A 21,323-nucleotide genomic window follows, 5' to 3' on the forward strand; every position below is an offset into this window, starting at 1 on the left:
GGGCGGCAACCCGGCGGCCCCAGGCGGCGACTGGGAGAGGGAATCCGTCCGCCCTCCAGGAGGTTCGTCCCGTGAGGCACCCCCACACCCGCCCCCACGCCCGCCGCACCCACCGCAGACGCCCCCTCGCCGTGGCCGCCGCCCTCACAGCCGCCGGGCTCCTCGGCGCCGGCCTGACCACCCTGGCCCCCGACACCGCCGAGGCCGCCACAGCGCGCCAGGTGGAGGCCCTGGACCGGGGCGTCGTCAGCGTCCACACCGGCGACGGCAACCTGGTCAGCTGGCGCTGGCTGGGCACCGACCCGGACAACGTCGCGTTCAACGTCTACCGGGCCGGCACGAAGGTCAACTCCAGCCCCATCACTGGCTCCACCACCTACTTCCACTCCGGCGCCCCCTCCCACGCCGACTACACCGTCCGCGCGGTCGTGAACGGCACCGAACAGGGCGACTCCGTCCACGCCATCCAGTTCCGCGCCGGCTACAAGGACGTACCGATCAGCCCGCCCTCCGGCGGCACCACCCCCGACGGCGTCTCCTACACCTACGAGGCCAACGACGCCTCCGTCGGCGACCTCGACGGCGACGGCGCCCTCGACATCGTCCTCAAGTGGCAGCCGACCAACGCCAAGGACAACTCCCAGTCCGGCTACACCGGCAACACGATCGTGGACGGCATACGCCTCGACGGCACCCGCCTGTGGCGCGTCGACCTGGGCCGCAACATCCGCTCCGGCGCCCACTACACCCAGTTCCAGGTGTACGACTACGACGGCGACGGCGAGGCCGAGGTCGCCATGAAGACGGCCGACGGCACCAGGGACGGCACCGGCGCGGTCATCGGCAGCTCTTCCGCCGACTACCGCAACTCCGGCGGCTATGTCCTGTCGGGCCCCGAGTACCTCACCATGTTCAACGGCCGGACCGGCAGGGCCATGGGCACCGTCGACTACGTCCCCGCCCGCGGCTCGGTCTCCTCCTGGGGCGACTCCTACGGCAACCGCGTCGACCGCTTCCTGGCCGGCACGGCGTACCTGGACGGCTCCCGCCCCTCCGTGATCATGGCGCGCGGCTACTACACGCGCACGGTGATCGCGGCCTGGGACTGGCGCGACGGCCGGTTCACCCGCCGCTGGACCTTCGACACCAACTCCTCCACCAACAGCGGCAGGGGCTACGACGGCCAGGGCAACCACCAGCTCTCCGTCGCGGACGTCGACGGCGACGGCAGGGACGAGATCGTCTACGGCGCGATGGCCGTCGACGACAACGGCTACGCCCTGTGGACCACGAGGAACGGCCACGGCGACGCCATGCACGTCGGCGACCTCGACCCGTCCCGTCCGGGCCTGGAGGAGTTCAAGGTCGACGAGGACTCCTCGAAGCCCTCCTCCTGGATGGCGGACGCCCGCACGGGCCAGATCCTCTGGTCCACCGGCGCGAGCGGCGACAACGGCCGCGGTGTCTCCGGTGACATCTGGGCGGGCAGCGCGGGCGCCGAGTCCTGGTCGTCCGCCGAGAGCGGCATCCGCAACCCCAAGGGCACGGTGGTGAACGGCCGCAAGCCCTCCAGCGCCAACTTCCTGTCCTGGTGGGACGGCGACACCGTCCGCGAACTCCTCGACGGCACCCGCATCGACAAGTACGGCACGTCCGGCGACACCCGCCTGCTCACCGGCTCCGGAGTCGCGTCGAACAACGGCACCAAGGCCACCCCGGTCCTCGCCGGAGACATCCTCGGCGACTGGCGCGAGGAGGTCGTCTGGCGCACGTCGAACAACACGGCCCTGCGCATCTACTCCACCCCGTACGAAACGGACACCCGCATCACGACCCTCCTCCACGACACCCAGTACCGCACCGCCCTGGCCTGGCAGAACACGGCCTACAACGAGCCCCCGCACCCGAGCTTCTTCATGGGCGACGGCATGCCGACGGCTCCGCGCCCGTCGGTCTTCACGCCCTGACCCTCACGCGGCCTCGTCCACCGGCGGGGGTTTCCCGCCGGTGACCACCGTCCTGACCCACCTCTGCGTCAGCCGTGTCCGGGAGGCGAGCACCTCCACCGGTACGCCCCGCCGGAACGCGGCGCGCAGAGCGGCGTCCCGGCAGTGCTGGAGCCGCCGCTTCGCGGCCTTGCCCGTGACTGTCCGGTCCAGCAGCACCGCCAGCCCGAGCAGCAGCCGCCCTGCCGGACCCTCCCACCTTCGCGCCATACGACGCCCCCGGTCCTCGCCGACCACTCCCACTGACACAACGGTCGAAGAAGCGCAGCAGGGCCACAAGGGCGCGAAAACGGGCGCACTGGTCACGGAGCCGGGAGGGCGCGCCACCGGACGCGCCCTCCCGGACGTTCATGTCCGTCCGCAGACCTGGTCGCCCAGCGCGAACGAGGACGGCTCCGCGTTGGTCCCCGACCAGCTTGCCGTGAAGCCGAAGGCCACCGAGGCGCCGGGGGCCACGCCGGCGTTCCAGACGAGGTTCTTCGCCGTCACCGTGGCACCGGTGCGGGTGTGTTCGGCGTTCCACATCTGGGTCACCTCTTGGTCGCCGGGGAACGACCAGTCGAGGGACCAGCCGTTCCAGCCCGACGTGCCGGTGTTGGTGAGCCGGACGTCCGCCTGGAAGCCGCCCGACCACTGGTGGGTGACCGTGTACTCCACCTCGCAGGCTCCGGTGGGCGTCGGGTCGGGGCCCGGCCCCGGACCGGTGCCGCCGTCTCCTCCCGCCGTGTCGCCGTAGACGACGCCCCGGCCGTTGGTCGCCACGTACACCCGGCCGTAGACCCGCGGGTCGCCGGTGATGGCGGCGCCGGTCCAGCCCCACTGGTGGGCGTCGTCGTTGACGCGGGCCCAGGTCGCGCCCTCGTCCGTGGAGCGGAAGATGCCGCGCACGCCGCCGATCTCCGCACTGGTGAACAAGGTCTGGTAGGTGGCGTCCGGGGCCGCCTTGCCGAAGCCGACGGTGTCCGCCGCGTCGACACCGGGCAGCTTGGCGAAGGTCGCGCCGCCGTCCGTCGAGTGCCACAGACCGTACGGGCCGTCCGCCGCACCGCCCGCCAGCCAGACGTCGCCCTCCCCGCCCGGCAGCGCCTTGAAGCGGACGCTGTCACCGGCGGGCAGCCCGGTCGCCGCCGAGGCGGTGAAGGTCGCGCCGCCATCCGTACTGACGTAGAACTTCCCGGACTTGAAGCCGTAGAAGGTCGCGGGGTCCACCCGGTCGGACTCGACGATCGCGCCCGCCGGGATGCCGGCCGACGCCTGCCACGCGGTGCCGAAGCCCGTCGTGTACTGGACGCCCGTGCCCTGCGGGCTCCACACGAAGCGGCTGCCGTCCGCGCCGGCCGCGACCGTGCCGCCGCCGCTGACCCCCGACGGGTCGGTGCCCCCGAACCAGTTGGCGCCGTTGTCCGTGGAGAAGGCGATGTGGGGGCCCGCGTCGAGGTTGCCCGACCGGACGACGACGTCCGGGTTCTCCTCCGCGAAGTCGAGGCTCGTCGTGGTGGTGAAGTTCGGCGAGGTGTACATCATCGACGGGACCTCGGTCAGGCTGGTGTGCCGGAAGCCGCCGACGTCACCCAGCGCGCTGAGGAGCGGCGCACCGGACGGCGGAGACACCAGGTCGTTGACCGCGGTCTCCTCCAGGCCGCGCACCATCGGTTCGATGGCGAACTTGCCGCCGGAGTCCCAGTTCGTGAGGTTCTCCGTGCCGTAGATCGTCGCTCCCGTGCCGTACATCATCCGGTCCGGGTCGAACGGGTCGATCTCCAGCGCCTCCGTCATCCAGCCCAGCTTCGGCGTCTGCTCGGGCGGCGCCGGGTTCGCACCCCAGGTGAGCCACGGGGAGGAGGACACGTCCATCGTGTAGCGGTTCTCGCGGTCCGGGTAGGACGTGTAGCTCCAGGCCTGCGTCCACGTGCCGCCGCTGTCCGTCGTGCGGAAGATCTGCGTGTCCGGCCACCACGAGCTGTACGCGGTCGCCATCACCGTCCCCGGGTGCTGCCGGTCGACGGTCAGGCCGCTGAAGCCGAAGTAGGTGTCCGCCTCCGCGACCGGGCTGATGTCCGTCCAGGTGCCGGTCGCCGTCGCGTACCGGTACAGCCGGCCCTTGCCGCCGTCGTACGGACCGCCCGTGTCGCTGTACGCGAGGTACAGGTAGCCGTTCTCGGCGTCCAGGACGCCCTTGTGCGCCAGGTAGCCCGTGGGCTGCCCGGCGAGCCGCTCCCACGTCGCGCCCGCGTCGGTCGAGCGGTAGACCGCGTTCTCCTTGTCGGCCACCCCGACGTACACCGTCTTGGTGGCCGTACCCGCACCGCCCGTCGACTCGTCGAAGGTGACCCAGGTGATGCCCTGGTTGTCGGAGGCGTAGCCGGACGTGTCGCCCGGGTCCTGCGCGTAGTTCCCCGGGTTCGGAAAGGCCGTCACCTCGGACCAGGTGACGCCTGCGTCGGTGGACCGCCACAGGCCGTGGCCGCTGGGGGCGCCCAGGTACAGCACGTCGTTGTCGTGCGGGTCGACGGCCAGGCGCTCGCCCATCCCACGGCCGGGCATGTTGCCGCCCAGCTTGAACGGCAGGTCCGTCTTCTCCCAGGTCGCGCCGCGGTCTGCGGAGCGCAGCACCGCGCCGTTCGTCGGGTCCCAGTCGTTGGTGTACGTGCCCACCGCCGCGTACACCCGGTCCGGGTCGACGGAGTCGGAGGCGAGACCGACCACGCCCGTGTGACCCCAGTCGTCCCAGCCGACGTGGTCGAGCAGCGGCGTCCAGGTGTGGGAGGACTCCTGCCAGCGGTAGGCGCCGCCGATGTCGGTGCGGGCGTAGGCCAGGTCCTTCTCGGTCCGGTTGAAGACGATGCCGGGGACGAAGCCGCCGCCGTCGACGCGGGCGTTCTTCCAGGTGTAGCTGTCGGCGGCGAAGGCCGCCCGCGGCGCCGGCTCGGCGGCCAGAGCCGTGGGCGGGCTGCCCGCCAGCAGACCGGCCGCGAGGGCCAGCAGCACGGTGAGTGTCCGGATTCTTCGCACGGTGGGGAGCCGTCCTTCCGTCAGGAACAGAACACATGCGAGGACCGGGCGGCCCCGGCGTGGTCGGGGCCGCCCGGTCAGGTGGTCTCGTCGTCCGGTGACAAGACCGTGCACACGGAGCCGTCAAGCGCACCGAGGAAGGAGCGGTGCCCCCAGCGACCCCGACAGGGGCGCGGGGAACTGCGAGACCAGCCACACACGGCCCGCAGCCGAAATCGAACCGCCCAACCCGCGGAGCGCCCCGCGGGGGCTATTCCAGTAGCTCCGCGTACGAACCCATGGCGAGGGCTATGTCCGCCTGGGCCCAGAACCGGTGGTACGTGAACGTGGGCGCGGCACCGCCCTGGAGGTAGCTCTCGATCTTCGACCAGGCAGGATCGTCCTGGTAGAAGGAGCGGATCGAGGCGAAGGTCGACGACGCGTCGATCGTGTCGCCGTTCGGCATGGTGCCGCTCCAGCCGCTCGGGACGTAGACGCCGTCGTCGAAGCGGTTGTAGTCGGCGCGGGTCTCCGGGACGGCGATGCCGAGCGCGTCCTGGTTGTTCTCCCACATGCCGTCGAGCAGCGCCTTGGCGGTCGAGGCCGCCTCGGTGTCGCCCGAGCGGTCGGCGTAGTACGTCAGGGTCTTGGCGTACGCCGCCGCCACACCGACGTCGTTGGTGTAGTCCGCGACCGTGACGTGCAGGTCGCCGTTGTCACCCGGGGACGCGGCGTTCCAGGTGTCGGGCTGTCCCGACCACTCGAGCGTCGACGGGATCCGGAAGGTGCCGTCCGGGTTGACCGTCGTCTCCGACAGCGCCCAGTCGACCCACTTGTCCAGGACCGCCTTGGCGTCGGCGTCGCCGCTCTGCTGGTAGTACTCGGCGACCCGCTCCATGGACCACGCCTGGAAGCCGAACCACTGGTTGGACGGCGGGTCGTGGTACACCGGCGCTTCGTCGTAGTACATGCCGTAGAACGTCGGCGTCCCGGCCGGCGGGGTCGCGTAGCGGCCCTTCCAGCTGTTGGTCGCGCCGCCGGCGATGGCGCCCTCGTCGGACTGCAGCCAGCGGTAGAACTCCAGCTGCCGGTCGAGGGACTTGGCCCAGTCGGCCACGCCGGTCGCCGACTTCGGCTTCAGGTCGGCGTCGGTGCTCAGCGCGTAGGCCGCCAGCGGGTTCTGGTAGCCGCCGTGGGTGTGGCTGGAGCCGATGCGCCAGGCCCAGCCGGCCGAGGTGTCCACCGCGCCGCCCCAGGCGTAGTACCAGGACAGCAGGTAGTGCGAGGAGTCCTTGCCGTTGCCGGCCGGGCAGCTCGTCGGCCCCGCGCAGTTGCCGATCTTCTTGAAGTACTTGTCGTACATGGCGTAGCGCAGGTAGTCGCCCATCTTCGCGGCCTTGTCGAGGGTCGCGGAGATCTCGTCGCTCCTGCCCTGCTCACCGGCCCAGATGTCGGCCCAGTACGCGGCCTGCACGGCGCGCGCGTCGGCGTCCGGGGCGTTGGTGAACTTCCACTGCTTCGCGTAGGAGGAGTCACCGGTGAACAGGTCCAGGTAGCCGTTCGTGCCGCCGTACTTGAAGGCGTCGCAGGTCGGCTGCGGCACCGTCTCCCACACCGACTCCTGCACGCCGCGCTGGAAGGTGTTGATGTAGGACGGGCCGGTGTCGGAGGGCCCCGCCTCGCACTTGCCGGGCGAGTTGCCGTAGCCGTAGGTGTTGTCGACGTCCTGGAGCCAGTGCATGCCGTAGACGTCGTCCGTGCCGTACGCCGACTTCAGCTCACCGGCGATCGGGTCCGAACCCACCGACACGGTGCCGTCCAGCGGCGCCGGGTACTCGTTCGGCGTGTCCAGCTCGGGCGCGTAGGTCGCCGGCTTCGAGGCGTTGTAGGACGAGTTGGTCGGCTGGTCGGCGTGGGTGGGGATCATGTACGTCTCCATGATCTCCCAGGCGTTGTTGAACTTCTCCCAGTCGCCGGTCACCTTGCCGTACATGGCCTGGAGCCACAGCAGATAGCTGTACGCCTCGGACGTGGTCTCGTGCCCGTGGTCCGGTGCCTCGACGATCAGCGTCTCGACCGAGTGGTACGGGATGCCCTCGGGCGAGAAGTAGCCGTTCGCCGGGTCGGTGATCTTGCCGTACAGCTCCAGGAAGCGGGCGTCGTAGTCCTTCGCCGCCGCCAGCTGGGTCACGGTGACCGTGGCCTTGCCGTGGCCGGGGGCGGTCGACTCGAAGACCGCCGAACCGCTGCCGGAGGCGTCCGCCGAGACGGTCACCTCCTGTGCGGTGTCCCAGTTCGACGGGGTGAAGGTGAGGCTCGCGCCGCCGGTGAGGGTCAGGCCCGTGTTGCCGCTGGCGCGGGAGGTCGTGACGGTCACGTTCGCGGTCGGCTGCTCCGACAGCTTGACGTCGTACGATCCCGACTCGCCCTGCTGGACGCCCAGTTGGCTCGGCGAGGCGACCACGGTCGGTCCCGAGGCGACCGTGATGCCGACCGGTGTCGAGTCCGCGGAGGCGCCCATGCTGTCGTAGGCCTTCGCCACCAGGGAATGACTGCCCACGGTCAAGCCGGAGGCCGAGTACGTGTAGGGCGAGCTCGTGTCGGTGCCCAGCAGGGTGGTGTCGTCGTAGAACTCCACCTTGCTGATCGTGGCGCCGTCGGCCGCGGCCGACGTGGCGGCCAGCGGGACCGCCTCGCCCTGCGAGTACACCGCGCCCGCCTCCGGGCTGGTCAGCACCGTGATCGGCGGCTGGTGGGCGCCCACGCAGGAGGTGCCGTTGACCGCGAAGTCCGTCGGCGCGGCGTTGCTGCCGCTGTACGTGAACTGTCCGCCGGTGGAGACGGCGGCCCCGGCGGCGATCCGCGCGTTGTACGACGCGTTCTTCACGGTGACGTTCTGCCCCGACTGGGACCAGGTGCCGTTCCAGCCGTTGCTGAGCTTCTGGTTGCCCGCGTACGAGTACGTCAGGGTCCAGCCGTCGATGGCGTCGGAGCCCCGGTTGGTCAGCGTCAGCTCGGCGGTGAAGCCGGAGCCCCAGTCGTTGGTCTTGTAGTCCACGCTGCACTGAAGCGCGGCCGCCTGAGCGGGAGTCGAACCGGTGCCCAGCATGGTGAGGGGGAGTGCGAGGGCCGCCAGCGCGGCGGTCCACCAGCGCCGCGCGGTGCGGCGTCTGCGTCTGTGTCCGGGGTGCATGGTGCTGGTTCCTCCTTGCGGCTCGGGGAGGGGGAGTGAGGGAGGAGCAACAAGCCTTGAACCAGTGGGAGCGCTCCCATAGTGGGGAGGGTGCCCGGTGCGGTCAAGATGTGTGAACAGTCGAAAAGATTCGACGGGTTCCGCCGGCAGAAAGTCGGTAACTCCTCTGTTCTTTGCCGTCACTTGGCGCTACCTTCGCTGCACCAGTGGGAGCGGTTCCACCAGTCGACGCGTCCGTCACGGCGCGTCCGAACTGCAAGGAGTCGCTCATGCGCCACCCCCCGCTCCACCCTCCGCGTTCAGGACTTTTAGCCGCTGCGACAGCCGTGGCCGCCATGTGTCCGACGCTTCGCCGGCCCGTGTGCCGGATCGCTCACCCCCCGGGCTGTTCCACTGTGCCCGTGGGCCGTTCCTGACGACCGATCACGACGGCACCCCCAGGCCGATCGGCAGCGGGCCGCGCCGAGCAGCGCGCGGCCCCGGACGACAGCAGCACCCCCACGAAAGAAGGAACCCGCACTCATGACCCGTACCAGAACCGCGATGCTCGCCGCCCTGACTCTGGTCGCCGGCGCCTCCGGCACGGCACTGGCCGCCCAGTCCGCGAGCGCCGGAGCCGCGGCCGCCGCCTGCACCGTCGACTACCAGGTGCAGAACGACTGGGGAAGCGGATTCACCGCCGCGGTGACCGTCACCAACAACGGTGCCGCCACGTCCAGTTGGTCACTGGGATGGACGTTCGCCGGCAGTCAGAAGGTCACCAACGGCTGGAACGCGAAGGTGAGTCAGAGCGGCGCCGCCGTCACCGCGGCCAACGAGTCCTACAACGGAACGCTCGCCACGGGCGGCTCGGCGAGCTTCGGCTTCCAGGGCACCTACAGCGGCAGCAACGCGATCCCGGCGACCTTCACCCTCAACGGCGTGACCTGCAACGTCGACGGCGGGACCGACCCCACGGACCCGCCGACGGACCCGACCGACCCGCCGACCGATCCGACCGACCCGCCCACCGACCCGTCCGGCCGCGTGGACAACCCCTACGAGGGTGCCCAGGTCTACGTGAACCCCGAGTGGTCGGCGAACGCAGCCGCCGAGCCCGGCGGCGACCGTGTCGCCGACGAGCCGACCGGCGTCTGGCTCGACCGGATCGCCGCCATCGAGGGCGCCAACGGCGGCATGGGCCTGCGCGACCACCTGGACGCCGCGCTGGAGCAGAAGGGCTCCGGCGAGATGGTCGTCCAGCTCGTCATCTACAACCTGCCGGGACGCGACTGCTCCGCCCTCGCCTCCAACGGCGAGCTGGGCCCGACCGAGATCGACCGGTACAAGACCGAGTACATCGACCCGATCGCCGAGATCCTCGGCGACTCGAAGTACGCGGACCTCCGGATCGTCACCACGGTCGAGATCGACTCGCTGCCCAACCTGGTCACCAACGTCTCCGGGCGGGACACCGTCACGGAGAACTGCGACGTGATGAAGGCCAACGGCAACTACCAGAAGGGCGTCGGCTACGCCCTGAACAAGCTCGGCGACATCGGCAACGTCTACAACTACGTCGACGCCGGCCACCACGGCTGGCTCGGCTGGGACAGCAACTTCGGCCCCTCCGCCGAGATCTTCAAGACCGCCGCCACCACCGAGGGGGCGACCGTCGACGACGTGCAGGGCTTCATCGTCAACACCGCCAACTACAGCGCCCTGAAGGAGGAGAACTTCAAGATCACGGACTCGGTGAACGGTACCTCGGTGCGCCAGTCCGACTGGGTCGACTGGAACCAGTACACCGACGAACTCTCCTACGCCCAGGCCATGCGCGACAAGCTGGTCTCGATCGGCTTCGACCAGAACATCGGCATGCTCATCGACACCTCCCGCAACGGCTGGGGCGGCGCCGACCGGCCCACCGGACCGGGCGCGACGACCGACGTGAACACCTACGTGGACGGCGGGCGCTACGACCGTCGCATCCACCCCGGCAACTGGTGCAACCAGTCCGGGGCGGGCCTCGGCGAACGGCCGCAGGCCAACCCCGAGCCGGGCATCGACGCCTACGTGTGGATGAAGCCGCCGGGCGAGTCGGACGGTGCGAGCAAGGAGATCCCGAACGACGAGGGCAAGGGATTCGACCGGATGTGCGACCCGACGTACACCGGCAACGTCCGCAACGGGAACAGCATGTCCGGTGCCCTCCCGGACGCCCCGATCTCCGGAAAGTGGTTCTCCGCGCAGTTCCAGGAGCTCATGAAGAACGCCTACCCGCCCCTGTCGTGAGCGGATTCCCGCGCACCTCGCGCGGGTGAGCCGTCGGGGTCCGGTCCTTGCGCGCCGGGCCCCGACGGGCTTCCCTCTGTTGCGAAACCGGCAACATCGATTGCCTCCGGGCGGCGAGTCGTCGCACCCTGGCGGCACCGCGAACGGGAGGCTGACCAGCATGGCGCACGACCACCACCAGGACACGCACGGCTCCGCCCACGAGCAGGGCCACGGACACGCGCACGACCACGGCGACATCGACTGGGCCGAGATGGCCCCGCATCTCGAGGCGCAGGCCGAGCTGTACACGCCGCTGTACCGGCAGGCCCTGGCCTGGCTCGCCCGGGAGGTGACCGATCCGGGCCTGGTCGTCGATGTCGGCAGCGGACCCGGCGTCGTCTCCTGCCTGTTCGCCGACACCTTCCCGGGCGCCCGCGTCGTCGCCGCCGACGGCGCCGCACCGCTGCTCGAGCGGGCCCACGCCCGTGCCGAAGGGCTCGGTTTCGCCGACCGCTTCGGCACCCTCGCCGGCGACCTGCCCGGTGCACTGGCCGAACTGGACTACCCGGCCGACCTGATGTGGGCCAGCCAGAGCCTGCACCACCTCCCCGACCAGCGCGCGGCCCTCGCCGCCCTCGGCGGACACCTCGCACCCGGCGGCACGCTGGCGATCCTGGAGGGCGGACTGCCCGCCCGCTTCCTGCCCCGCGACATCGGGATCGGGCGCCCCGGGCTCCAGGCCAGGCTCCGTGCCGTGGAGGAGGACGCGTTCGCCGAGATGCGCGCCGACCTGCCGGACTCCGTGGCCGAGGCCGAGGACTGGCCCGCGATGCTGACCGCCGCCGGACTGAAGCACACCGGCACCCGCAGCTTCCTGCTCGACCTGCCCGCGCCCGTCTCCGACGCGGCCCGCGACTACGTCACCACGTCCCTGTCCCGGCTGCGCGAGCGGATCGGCGACCGACTGGACGGCGGCGACCTCGCCACCCTGGACCGGCTGCTCGACCCCGCCGACGAGGCGGGCGTGCACCGCCGCCAGGACCTGTTCGTGCTGGTGGCGCACACCGTGTACACGGCGGTGCGGCCGGTCTGAAGGCCGGTCGGCACGAGGGCTTGACTTCGAGAGCGCTCCAAGTGATGGACTCCCCGCGTCCATGAGAAACAGGTGCAGACAAGGGGGAACCATGACCGACACACCGGTCACGCTGATCACCGGTGGCGGGAGCGGCATCGGAGCCGCCGTCGCCCGGCGGTTGCTGGACGCCGGGCAGCGGGTGGCCGTCACGGGACGCGGCGAGGCGAGGCTGCGGGCGTTCCGCGCGGAACTCGGCGACCCCGGGGACCTGCTGACGATCCGGGGCAGCGCCGCCGAGCACGACCAGGTGGCCGCCGCCGTCGAGACCACCCTGAAGGAGTTCGGCCGCCTCGACACGGTCGTCGCCAACGCCGGCTTCGCCACCCACGACTCGGTCGCCGAGGGCGACCCGGCGGGCTGGACGGAGATGGTGCTGACCAACGTGCTGGGCCCGGCGCTGCTGATCAGGGCGTCCATCGACGCGCTCAAGGAGACCCGCGGGCGGATCGTGCTCGTGGGCAGTGTCGCCGGCTTCGTGAACACGCCGGGCAACATTTACGGCGCCACCAAGTGGGCGGTGACCGGCCTCGCCGAGAACACCCGTCGGGAGGTGACGCAGTGGGGCGTGGGCGTGACCCTGGTCGCGCCCGGCCGGGTGGAGACCCCGTTCTGGGAGGCCACCGGCGGCCTGCCGCCCGGCGAACTGCTCACCGCCGACCAGATCGCCGACTCGGTCGTCTGGGCCATGACCCAGCCCGCCGGGGTCGACGTCAACACCGTGGTCGTCCGGCCGATCGGGCAGCCCACCTGACACGTGGAAGAGGGGTCCGGTCGCCGGCGCGGCCGGGCCCTCTTCCATGCGGTCACCGCTCAGTTGAGGGTCGCCGGGTCGGGACCGAGCCGACGGTCCTCGTTGAGTGCGCTGATCGCCGCGAGGTCCTCGGTGTCCAGGGTGAAGCCGAACACGTCGATGTTCTCCTTGATCCGGGACGGGGTCACGGACTTGGGGATCACCACGTTGCCCAGCTGGAGGTGCCAGCGCAGCACGACCTGGGCCGGGGTGCGCCCGTGCTTCTGGGCGATCGCGACGATCGCGGGGACGTCCAGGATGCCCTTGCCGGAACCGAGCGGGGACCAGGCCTCGGTGGCGATGCCCTGCTCCGCGTGCGCCTCGCGCGCGGCGTGCTGCTGGAGGTGGGGGTGCAGCTCGATCTGGTTGACGGCCGGGATCACCGACGTCTCGGCGGTCAGCCGCGCCAGGTGCTCCGGCAGGAAGTTGGACACGCCGATGGCCCGGACCCGGCCGTCGGCGAGCAGCTTTTCGAACGCCTTGTAGGTGTCGACGTACGTGTCCTTGGCCGGGGTGGGCCAGTGGATCAGGTAGAGGTCGAGGTAGTCCAGGCCGAGCTTGGCCAGCGAGGTGTCGAAGGCGCGGAGCGTGGCGTCGTACCCCTGGTCGCTGTTCCAGAGCTTGGTGGTGACGAAGAGGTCCTCGCGATCCAGACCGCAGGCGGCGATCGCCCGGCCGGTGCCCTCTTCATTGCCGTAGATCGCCGCTGTGTCGATGCTGCGGTACCCGGCCTCCAGCGCCTGGGCGACGGCCGTCTCGGCCTCGTCGTCCGGCACCTGCCAGACGCCGAAGCCCAGCTGGGGCATCTCGACGCCGTTGTTCAGGATGATCGGGGGGACCTTGCTGCTCACGAGCTCTTGATCCTTCGGTTGTGGTCAGGTGGTACTCATATCGTCAACGATCACGAGCCCCGACGCATTCCTGACCGTGTCCTCACGCTCGGTAAAGTGCCTCGACCTCGGTGCCGTAGGCGTTCTCGATGGCCTTGCGCTTCAGCTTCAGCGAGGGCGTGAGCAGCCCGTGCTCCTCGGTGAACGGCTGGGCGAGGATGCGGAAGGTGCGGATGGACTCGGCCTGGGACACCAGCGTGTTCGCCGCGACGACCGCGCGCCGCACCTCCGTCTCCAGATCGGCGTCGTGCACCAGCTCGGCCGGGGACATCTGCGGCTTGTTGCGCATCGTCAGCCAGTGCTCGACCGCTTCCTGGTCGAGGGTGATGAGGGCGGCGACGTAGGGACGGTCGTTGCCGACGACGATGCACTGGTTGACCAGCGGGTGGTCGCGCACCCGCTCCTCCAGCAGACCGGGCGAGACGCTCTTGCCGCCGGAGGTCACCAGGATTTCCTTCTTGCGGCCGGTGATGGTGAGGTAGCCGTCCTCGTCCAGGGCGCCCAGGTCGCCGGTGGCCAGCCAGCCGTCGTGCAGGGTCTCGTCAGTGGCCTTCGGGTTGTTCAGGTAGCCCTCGAAGACGTTGCCGCCGTTCAGCCAGATCTCGCCGTCGTCCGCGATGTGCACGGTGACGCCGGGAACGGGCTGCCCGACGGTGCCGTAGCGGGTGCGCTCGGGCGGGTTGGCGGTGGCGGCCGCCGTGGACTCGGTCAGGCCGTAGCCCTCGTAGATCTGCACGCCCGCGCCCGCGAAGAACAGCCCGAGCCGCCGGTCCATGGCCGAACCGCCCGACATGGCGTTGCGGATGCGGCCGCCCATCGCGGCCCGGACCTTGGAGTAGACGAGCTTGTCGAAGAACTGGTGCTGCATGCGCAGGCCCGCCGACGGGCCGGGGCCGTCGCCCCAGGCCCTCGCCTCCACCGCCTCCGCGTACTTCACGGCCACGTCGACGGCCTTCTCGAAGGGACCGGCCTTCCCCTCCTTCTCGGCCTTGCGTCGCGCCGCGTTGAACACCTTCTCGAAGATGTAGGGCACGGCCAGGATGAACGTCGGCCGGAAGGCCGCCAGGTCGGGCAGGAGTGCCGCGGCGTTGAGCTGGGGCTGGTGGCCGAAGCGGACCCGGCCGCGGATCGCCGCGACCTCCACCATCCGCCCGAAGACGTGCGCGAGCGGCAGGAACAGCAGGGTCGCCGCCTCGTCGCCCCGCCTGGAGTGGAACACCGGCTCCCAGCGCTCGATGACGGTGTCCGCCTCGTACATGAAGTTGCCGTGGGTCAGCACGCAGCCCTTGGGCCGGCCGGTGGTGCCCGAGGTGTAGATGACGGTGGCCACCGACTCCGGCGTGACCGCCTTGCGGTGCCGGTGGACCACCTCGTCGTCGAGGTGCGCGCCCGCGTCGTACAGCTCCTGGACGGCGCCGGAGTCAAGCTGCCACAGCCCGCGCAGGTGCGGCAGCCGGTCGATGACCGTGGCGATCGTCATCGCGTGGTCCTCGTGCTCCACGACCGCCGCCGTCACCTCGGCGTCGTACAGCATCCACATGCACTGCTCGGCCGAGGAGGTCGGATAGACGGGCACCACCTGGGCGCCGATCGTCCACAGGGCGAAGTCGAAGAGGGTCCACTCGTAGCGGGTGCGGGACATGATGGCGACGCGGTCGCCGAAGCGGATGCCCTGGGCGAGGAGCCCCTTGGCGAGGGCCAGCACCTCGTCGCGGAAGGCGCCGGCGGTGACGTCCCGCCACTGCCCGCCCTCGTCCTTGCGGCCGAGCGCGATGTGCCGCGGGTCCTCCTGGGCATGCTCGAAGACGACGTCGGCCAGACCGCCCACCGGTGGTGCCGACGTCGACGGAGGACTGGTGAACTCGCGCAAACCCCGCTCCCCGCTTTTCGATCCCCGCTTCGATGACGCCCCCGCACAGCGCGGTGAAAGCTACCCCACCCGGCGTGGGGACGGGAGGGGCGCCGAAATCGAACAGGGCTCATGTTCACGCTGGTCAGCGGGAGGAAATGCGCTCACATGGGGAAGGGTCGGACAGATTCCTGACCGTTCGGCAAGTTTCGGTGCCGTAATCTCCACCGAATCTGTACGACCCGCTTACCGCCGGTACGGGGCTGCCGGAACGACCTCTTCCTCTTTCAGCGCGGGCGCCGCGGAATCCGTCACACCGGCACCCCGGCCGCCGCGATCGGCCCTCACCAGGACGAGCGCCAGCGCCCCGGCGACCGCCGCGACCGCGCCCGCGGCCACCGCCGCCGCGTTCAGTCCCGAGGCGAACGCGGCCCGCAGCACGTGCTCGCCGAACGCGCCCCGCAGGGCACCCGCCGCACCGCCCGCCAGACCGTGCGCCGCGTCGTGCGGCAGGGTGTCCGCCATCCGCGAGGTCAGCACCGTGCCGAACACGGCGATGCCGAGCGCGTACCCGAGCTGCCGGAACGTGTTGACCGCACCCCCGGCCATACCGGCCCGCTCCGGCGGGACCGCCGCCAGCGCCGCACCCGCGATGCCGGGCGACACCAGCCCCGTCCCGACGCCCACCAGGAGCAGTCCCGGCACCAGGGCGGACGCCGTGGACCCCGCGTCCAGGAACGCCATGCAGAACTGCCCCGCCGCGATCAGCAGCAGCCCGCCCCCGATGGTCAGCCGCGCCGGCACCCCGTGCAGCAGCCGGCCGCCCACCGCGGCCACCAGGAAGGACGCCAGCGACAGCCACACGAACACGAGGCCGCCCCGCACCGGGCTCATCCCGAGCAGCGTCTGCAGCCATATGGAGGTGTACGCCATCACGCCGAACGCCGCCGCGTTGAAGGCCAGCCCGCCCAGCATCACGCCCGAGAAGGCGGGGCGCAGGAACAGCCGCGGGTCGAGCAGCGGATCGGCGACCCGGCGCTCCACGGCGACGAACGCGCCCAGCGCCACCGCCGCGAGCACGAAGGAGGCGAGCGTGCCGCCCTCCGTCCAGCCGTGCGACCCGGCCCGCACCGCCCCGTACGTCAGCGCCCCGGCGAACGCCGCGAAGCCCGCCGTACCCGCCCAGTCCACGCGGCGCCCGGCCGCCCCGCGGGACTCCGGCACCACGCGCAGCGTCAGCCAGACCGCCGCCACGCTCACCGGCAGGTTCACCCAGAAGATCCACCGCCAGCCCGGACCGTCGGTGAGCAGTCCGCCCAGCACGGGCCCCACGGCCGCCGCCGCGCCGCTGACCGCGCCCCACACGCCGAGCGCCATCGACCGCCGGCGCCCCTGGTAGACCGAGCCGAGCAGCGGCAGCGTGGTCGCGAACATCGCCGCCGCGCCCACCCCCTGCAGCCCGCGCGCGGCGACCAGCATCCCCGGCCCGGTGGCCAGCCCGCACAGCAGCGACGCCGCCGCGAACAGCACCACACCCGCCACGTGCACCCGGCGCCGTCCCAGGACGTCGGCCGCGGCCCCCAGCCCCAGCATCAGCGCGGCCAGCGCCAGCGCGTAGCCGTCCATCACCCATTGCAGGTCGCTCAGCGAGGCGTGCAGCCCCCTGGCCATGTCCGGCAGCGCGACGACCGCGATCGTCACGTCCAGCAACAGCATGAACGTCCCCAGACACACCGCCGTGAGCGGCCCCCATGTACGCATGATCCGTCTTCTCTCCCGTGTCGTACGTGATTCCGTGCCTCCGTACGATGGGCATCGCCCGGCCGATCGCACCGATCTTCGGTGGTGAGGCGGCGGAATCCGACGGGAGGGACCGCCATGCGGATGGAATCCGACACCTTCGACGAACTCGACCTGCGTCTGCTGGACGCCCTGGAGGTGAACGGCCGCGCCTCCTTCAGCCGCATCGGTGCGGTCCTCGGCGTCTCCGACCAGACCGTCGCCCGCCGCTACCGCAGGCTGTGCGCCGAGGGCGGGCTGCGCGTGGTCGCCGTCCGTGACGCGGCGGCGCTCGGCCAGGACCAGTGGACGTTGCGGCTGCGCTGCGTCCCCGACAGCGCCCTGGCCATCGCCGACGCCCTCGCCAAGCGGTCCGACACCAGCTGGATCGGGCTGGCGGCCGGCGGCACCGAGGTCATCTTCGGCACCCGGCCGCGCAGCCCCGGCGACCGGGACGACCTGCTCCTGGGCAAGCTGCCGCGCACCCCGCGCGTCCTGGAGATCCACGCCCACCAGATCCTGCACCGCTTCTACGGCGGACCCAACGGCTGGCTCCGCAAGTTCCGGGTGCTCAGTGACGACCAGGTCGCGGCGCTGCGGCCCGACCACGGTCCGGCCTCACCCGGACCGGCCCGCATCGACCCCGAGGACGAGCCGCTGCTCGCCGTCCTGGAGCGCGACGGGCGGGCCGGCCATCCCGAGCTGCAACGCGCCACCGGCCGCTCCGAGTCCGCGGTCAGACGCCGGCTGTCCGCGCTGCTCGCCTCCGGCGCCGTGTACATCGACGTGGAGTACCACTCCGAGATCCTGGGCTACCCCACCGCCGCCGTCCTGTGGCTCACCACCGGCCCGGCCGAGCTGCACCGGGTCGGCGAGGCCCTCGCCGCGCACGACGAGATCGCCCACGCCGCCGCCACCGCGGGCCCGTCCAACATCGTCGCCACCGCCGTCGTGCGCAGCACCGCCCACCTCTACGCCTATCTCAGCGGTCCGCTCGGCCGGCTGGAGGGCGTCCAGCACGTGGAGGCGTCGCCGTTCCTGCGCCGGGTGAAGCAGCTCACCTATCCGAGGCCCGTGCGCTGAGGCCGGTGCAGCCGGTCGCCGCCCGCCAGGACCGCCGCCGCCAGCGCGTCCGCCGCGCCCTGGGCCGAGGAACGGCGCCGGCCGTGCACCAGCACGAAGTCGACACCGCCCAGCTCGGGCAGGCCGGCCCGGTCCGGCACCCGGACGAGACCGGGCGGGACGAGACCGCGCGAGTGCGCCATCACGCCCAGGCCCGCACGGGCGGCCGCGATCAGGCCGTTGAGGCTGCCGCTGGTGCACGCGATGCGCCATGCGCGGCCCTCCCGCTGCAACGCGTCCAGGGCGAGCGCACGGGTGATACCGGGCGGCGGGTAGACGATGAGCGGCACCGGGCGGTCCGGTTCGAGGCGCAGCCGCTCCGCGCCGATCCACACCAGCCGGTCGCTCCACACGGGCTCGCCCCGCGGGTCCTCGGGCCGCCGCTTGGCCAGCACCAGGTCCAGCTTCCCGGCCGTCAGCTGCTCGTGCAGTGTGCCCGACAGCTCCACCGTCAGCTCCAGGTCCACCTCGGGGTGGTCGTGCCGGAAGCCCTCCAGGATCTCCGGCAGCCGGGTCAGCACGAAGTCCTCGGACGCCCCGAACCGCAGCCGTCCACGCAGCCGGGTGCCCGTGAAGAACGCCGTCGCCTGCTCGTGCACCTCCAGGATCCGGCGCGCGAACCCCAGCATCGCCTCCCCGTCCTCCGTCAGCTCCACGGAGTGCGTGTCCCGGCTGAACAGCTGCCGTCCGGTGGCGTCCTCGAGCCGCCGCACGTGCTGGCTCACCGTCGACTGGCGCAGGCCGAGCCGCCGGGCGGCCTGCGTGAAACTCAGGGTCTGGGCCACCGACAGGAACGTGCGCAGGTGCGAGGGGTCGTACATGACGCCAGGCTAGCGCCGCTCATCGGTGATCGTGATGACAGTCAGAGCGGTATGCCGGATTCCCGATCGCCGGGCGGGGGAGCACGATGGAGCGGGGTCCCGTGACCCCACCGCAACGAGCGAGAACGAGTAAGCAGCGAGCAAGTGGAGCACCGTGAAACGCCTGCGCTGGCCGAGTCGGATGCCGATCGACCCGTACATCCTGCTGCTGCTCGGCACGGTGGGCCTCGCGGCGCTGCTGCCGGCCCGCGGCACGGGCGCGGACGTCGCCTCCGGCGCCTCCACCGGCGCGATCGCGTTCCTCTTCTTCCTCTACGGTGCCCGGCTCTCCACCCGTGAGGCGATGGACGGCGTACGGCACTGGCGACTCCACGTCACCGTGCTGGCCTGCACCTTCCTCGTCTTCCCGCTGCTCGGCCTCGCGTCGCGCGGTCTGGTCCCGGTGTTCCTGACCGACCCCCTGTACCAGGGCCTGCTCTTCGTCACCCTGGTCCCGTCGACCGTCCAGTCGTCGATCGCCTTCACCTCCATCGCCCGCGGCAATGTGCCCGCCGCCATCTGTGCCGGGTCCTTCTCCTCGCTGGTCGGCATCGTCGTCACACCGCTGCTGGCCGCGGCCCTGCTGGGCGGCAGCGGGGGCGGGTTCTCCGCCGACTCGGTGGTGAAGATCGTGCTGCAACTCCTGGTGCCGTTCGTGGCCGGGCAACTGCTGCGCCGGTGGATCGGGGGCTTCGTCGCCCGGCGCAAGAAGGTGCTCGGGCTCGTCGACCGGGGCTCGATCCTCCTGGTCGTCTACACGGCGTTCAGCGAGGGCATGGTGCAGGGCATCTGGCACCAGGTGAGCCCGGTGCGGCTGGCCGGGCTGCTGGCCGTCGAGGCGGTGCTGCTGGCGGTGATGCTGGTCCTGACCTGGTACGGGGCGAAGGGGCTCGGCTTCGGGCGCCAGGACCGGATCGCGATCCAGTTCGCCGGGTCCAAGAAGTCGCTCGCCGCCGGGCTGCCCATGGCCGGCGTCCTGTTCGGTGCCCAGGCCTCGCTCGCGGTGCTGCCGCTGATGCTCTTCCACCAGATGCAGCTGATGGTGTGCGCGGTGATCGCCAAGCGGCGGTCGCACGACCCCGAGGCGGTCCCGTCCCGGGAACGGCCGGCCGGCCCGGAGCCCACCGGGGTCGGCACCTCCGGCCGGTCCGCGTGACGTGTCCGTACCCGGTGTTCCGTACCCGGGTGTCCCGGGCCCGCCGGGAGCGCGCCGCTGCCCACGCGTCGGGGGCGGGGGCCCGGACCGGTCTCACGGGACGAGTACGGCCTTTCCGAGGTTGCCGCGCGAGGTGACGGCCTCGTGCGCCGTCGCCGCGTCCTCCAGCGCGAAGGGTCCGTGCACGGCGGGCCGGAACCCTTCCTCCGCGTACAGCCGCCACCCCTCGTACACGTCCGGCGTCTCCCGGGCGATCCGTGCGATCTGGAACCCGGTCACCGTCCTGGCCCCGGCCAGCAGGTCGTACGCCGGACCGGAGGCGGACGGCTGAGGGCGACGGTCGGCGCGGTCGGCCGGCGCGGTCGAGGCGGGGCCCCAGGGGCGCAGGGGGCGCTCCCCGCCCGGCAGGGGCCCCGCCGCCGTGTCGCGGGGAGGGGTGAGGTCAGCCCTGGGCGGCCGCGGCCCGCAGGGCGACGCGGTCCTCGCCCGCGTACACGTTCATGGAGCTGCCGCGCAGGAAGCCCACCAGCGTCAGGCCGGTCTCGGCGGCGAGGTCCACCGCGAGCGAGGACGGCGCGGACACCGCGGCCAGCACCGGGACGCCCGCCATCACGGCCTTCTGCGCCAGCTCGAAGGAGGCCCGGCCCGACACCAGCAGGACGGAGCGCGACAGCGGCAGCTCGCCGTTCTGCAGGGCGCGCCCGACGAGTTTGTCGACCGCGTTGTGCCGGCCCACGTCCTCCCGCACGTCCACCAGCTCACCGTCCTCGGTGAACAGCGCCGCCGCGTGCAGCCCGCCGGTCCGGTCGAAGACCCGCTGGGACGCGCGCAGCCGGTCGGGCAGGTCCGCCAGCAGCTCCGGTGCGACGCGCACCGGGGGAGTGTCGGCGATGGGCCAGCGGGCCGTCGTGCGCACCGCGTCCAGGCTCGCCTTGCCGCACAGCCCGCAGGACGAGGTGGTGTAGACGTTCCGCTCCAGGGTGATGTCCGGGACGCGCACGCCCGGGGCGGTCCGCACGTCGACCACGTTGTACGTGTTCGACCCGTCGACCGTGGCGCCCGCGCAGTACACGATGTTCTGCAGGTCGCCCTGCTCGGCGAGCACGCCCTCGCTGACCAGGAACCCCGCGGCGAGGGCGAAGTCGTCGCCCGGGGTGCGCATCGTGATCGCGAGGGGTTTGCCGTTCAGCCGGATCTCCAGCGGCTCCTCGGCGACGAGCGTGTCCGGCCGGGTGGAGACCGCGCCGCCCCGTACGCGGATCACCTTGCGTCGTTCCGTGACTCGTCCCATGTTCG

The 21,323-nt window shown here is 71.7% G+C and carries 14 protein-coding genes and 1 pseudogene; 6 read left to right on the top strand and 9 right to left on the bottom strand.

What is annotated here, in order from left to right:
• Positions 1-71: 71 nt before the first annotated feature.
• Complete coding sequence (locus AB0P07_RS09250; RefSeq protein WP_365547327.1) at positions 72-1,967, top strand: rhamnogalacturonan lyase; 1,896 nt, start codon at positions 72-74, stop codon at positions 1,965-1,967.
• Positions 1,968-1,970: 3 nt separating this feature from the next.
• Here the strand turns inward: AB0P07_RS09250 and AB0P07_RS09255 are convergent, their stop codons facing one another.
• The 3 genes from AB0P07_RS09255 to AB0P07_RS09265 all read right to left on the bottom strand — a co-directional run bounded on the left by AB0P07_RS09255 (position 1,971) and on the right by AB0P07_RS09265 (position 8,190).
• Positions 1,971-2,216 carry a hypothetical protein gene (locus AB0P07_RS09255; RefSeq protein WP_365547330.1) on the bottom strand — a complete coding sequence of 82 codons (246 nt, stop codon included), beginning with the start codon at positions 2,214-2,216 and terminating at the stop codon, positions 1,971-1,973.
• Between the two features lie 138 nt (positions 2,217-2,354).
• A complete protein-coding gene (locus AB0P07_RS09260) occupies positions 2,355-5,018 on the bottom strand; it encodes a cellulose binding domain-containing protein (protein ID WP_365547333.1) in 2,664 nt (887 codons plus the stop codon).
• 250 nt (positions 5,019-5,268) lie between these two features.
• On the bottom strand, positions 5,269-8,190 hold the full coding sequence (locus AB0P07_RS09265; RefSeq protein WP_365547336.1) for a glycoside hydrolase family 48 protein: 2,922 nt from the start codon (positions 8,188-8,190) through the stop codon (positions 5,269-5,271).
• A 522-nt stretch (positions 8,191-8,712) separates the two neighbouring features.
• Here AB0P07_RS09265 and AB0P07_RS09270 point away from each other — a divergent pair.
• The 3 genes from AB0P07_RS09270 to AB0P07_RS09280 all read left to right on the top strand — a co-directional run bounded on the left by AB0P07_RS09270 (position 8,713) and on the right by AB0P07_RS09280 (position 12,332).
• Positions 8,713-10,464 (top strand): glycoside hydrolase family 6 protein, encoded by a 1,752-nt coding sequence (locus tag AB0P07_RS09270; RefSeq protein WP_365547339.1) that lies wholly within the window; start codon positions 8,713-8,715, stop codon positions 10,462-10,464.
• Positions 10,465-10,624: 160 nt separating this feature from the next.
• Positions 10,625-11,539 carry a methyltransferase gene (locus tag AB0P07_RS09275; protein ID WP_365547342.1) on the top strand — a complete coding sequence of 305 codons (915 nt, stop codon included), beginning with the start codon at positions 10,625-10,627 and terminating at the stop codon, positions 11,537-11,539.
• Between the two features lie 91 nt (positions 11,540-11,630).
• Positions 11,631-12,332, top strand: a complete 702-nt coding sequence (locus AB0P07_RS09280; protein ID WP_365547345.1) for an SDR family oxidoreductase — start codon at positions 11,631-11,633, stop codon at positions 12,330-12,332.
• 59 nt (positions 12,333-12,391) lie between these two features.
• Here AB0P07_RS09280 and AB0P07_RS09285 read toward each other — a convergent pair whose 3' ends face one another.
• The 3 genes from AB0P07_RS09285 to AB0P07_RS09295 form a co-directional block, all read right to left on the bottom strand.
• Positions 12,392-13,222, bottom strand: coding sequence for an aldo/keto reductase (locus AB0P07_RS09285; RefSeq protein WP_365547348.1), 831 nt, complete (start codon positions 13,220-13,222; stop codon positions 12,392-12,394).
• 82 nt (positions 13,223-13,304) lie between these two features.
• Positions 13,305-15,131 (bottom strand): AMP-dependent synthetase/ligase, encoded by a 1,827-nt coding sequence (locus tag AB0P07_RS09290; protein ID WP_365547350.1) that lies wholly within the window; start codon positions 15,129-15,131, stop codon positions 13,305-13,307.
• A 225-nt stretch (positions 15,132-15,356) separates the two neighbouring features.
• The gene (locus AB0P07_RS09295) at positions 15,357-16,871 is read right to left on the bottom strand and encodes an MFS transporter (RefSeq protein ID WP_365547353.1); all 1,515 of its coding nucleotides are present in this window, start codon (positions 16,869-16,871) and stop codon (positions 15,357-15,359) included.
• A 117-nt stretch (positions 16,872-16,988) separates the two neighbouring features.
• Here AB0P07_RS09295 and AB0P07_RS09300 point away from each other — a divergent pair, with 117 nt between their 5' ends.
• Positions 16,989-17,972, top strand: coding sequence for an Lrp/AsnC family transcriptional regulator (locus tag AB0P07_RS09300; RefSeq protein WP_365547356.1), 984 nt, complete (start codon positions 16,989-16,991; stop codon positions 17,970-17,972).
• Here the strand turns inward: AB0P07_RS09300 and AB0P07_RS09305 are convergent.
• A complete protein-coding gene (locus AB0P07_RS09305) occupies positions 17,951-18,832 on the bottom strand; it encodes a LysR substrate-binding domain-containing protein (protein WP_365547359.1) in 882 nt (293 codons plus the stop codon). The two genes, AB0P07_RS09300 and AB0P07_RS09305, sit on opposite strands and share 22 nt — an antisense overlap.
• A 154-nt stretch (positions 18,833-18,986) precedes the next feature.
• Here AB0P07_RS09305 and AB0P07_RS09310 point away from each other — a divergent pair, with 154 nt between their 5' ends.
• Positions 18,987-20,027, top strand: coding sequence for a bile acid:sodium symporter family protein (locus tag AB0P07_RS09310; protein ID WP_365547362.1), 1,041 nt, complete (start codon positions 18,987-18,989; stop codon positions 20,025-20,027).
• A gap of 93 nt (positions 20,028-20,120) precedes the next feature.
• Here the strand turns inward: AB0P07_RS09310 and AB0P07_RS09315 are convergent.
• Positions 20,121-20,336, bottom strand: a pseudogene (locus AB0P07_RS09315) (NADP-dependent oxidoreductase); the annotation flags it as partial.
• Between the two features lie 133 nt (positions 20,337-20,469).
• Complete coding sequence (gene fdhD / locus AB0P07_RS09320) at positions 20,470-21,318, bottom strand: formate dehydrogenase accessory sulfurtransferase FdhD (RefSeq protein ID WP_365547366.1); 849 nt, start codon at positions 21,316-21,318, stop codon at positions 20,470-20,472.
• Positions 21,319-21,323 lie beyond the last annotated feature (5 nt).

Origin of the sequence: Streptomyces sp. NPDC085944 (genome assembly GCF_040686295.1) — a bacterium.
Taxonomy (GTDB): Bacteria; Actinomycetota; Actinomycetes; order Streptomycetales; family Streptomycetaceae; genus Streptomyces; species Streptomyces salinarius.

Bases quoted from the DNA above. Each gene is read 5' to 3' on its own strand.
- AB0P07_RS09255 (WP_365547330.1), bottom strand. From the start codon at position 2,216: ATGGCGCGAAGGTGGGAGGGTCCGGCAGGGCGGCTGCTGCTCGGGCTG.
- AB0P07_RS09265 (WP_365547336.1), bottom strand. From the start codon at position 8,190: ATGCACCCCGGACACAGACGCAGACGCCGCACCGCGCGGCGCTGGTGG.
- AB0P07_RS09270 (WP_365547339.1), top strand. From the start codon at position 8,713: ATGACCCGTACCAGAACCGCGATGCTCGCCGCCCTGACTCTGGTCGCC.
- AB0P07_RS09275 (WP_365547342.1), top strand. From the start codon at position 10,625: ATGGCGCACGACCACCACCAGGACACGCACGGCTCCGCCCACGAGCAG.
- AB0P07_RS09280 (WP_365547345.1), top strand. From the start codon at position 11,631: ATGACCGACACACCGGTCACGCTGATCACCGGTGGCGGGAGCGGCATC.
- AB0P07_RS09295 (WP_365547353.1), bottom strand. From the start codon at position 16,871: ATGCGTACATGGGGGCCGCTCACGGCGGTGTGTCTGGGGACGTTCATG.
- AB0P07_RS09300 (WP_365547356.1), top strand. From the start codon at position 16,989: ATGCGGATGGAATCCGACACCTTCGACGAACTCGACCTGCGTCTGCTG.
- AB0P07_RS09305 (WP_365547359.1), bottom strand. From the start codon at position 18,832: ATGTACGACCCCTCGCACCTGCGCACGTTCCTGTCGGTGGCCCAGACC.
- fdhD (WP_365547366.1), bottom strand. From the start codon at position 21,318: ATGGGACGAGTCACGGAACGACGCAAGGTGATCCGCGTACGGGGCGGC.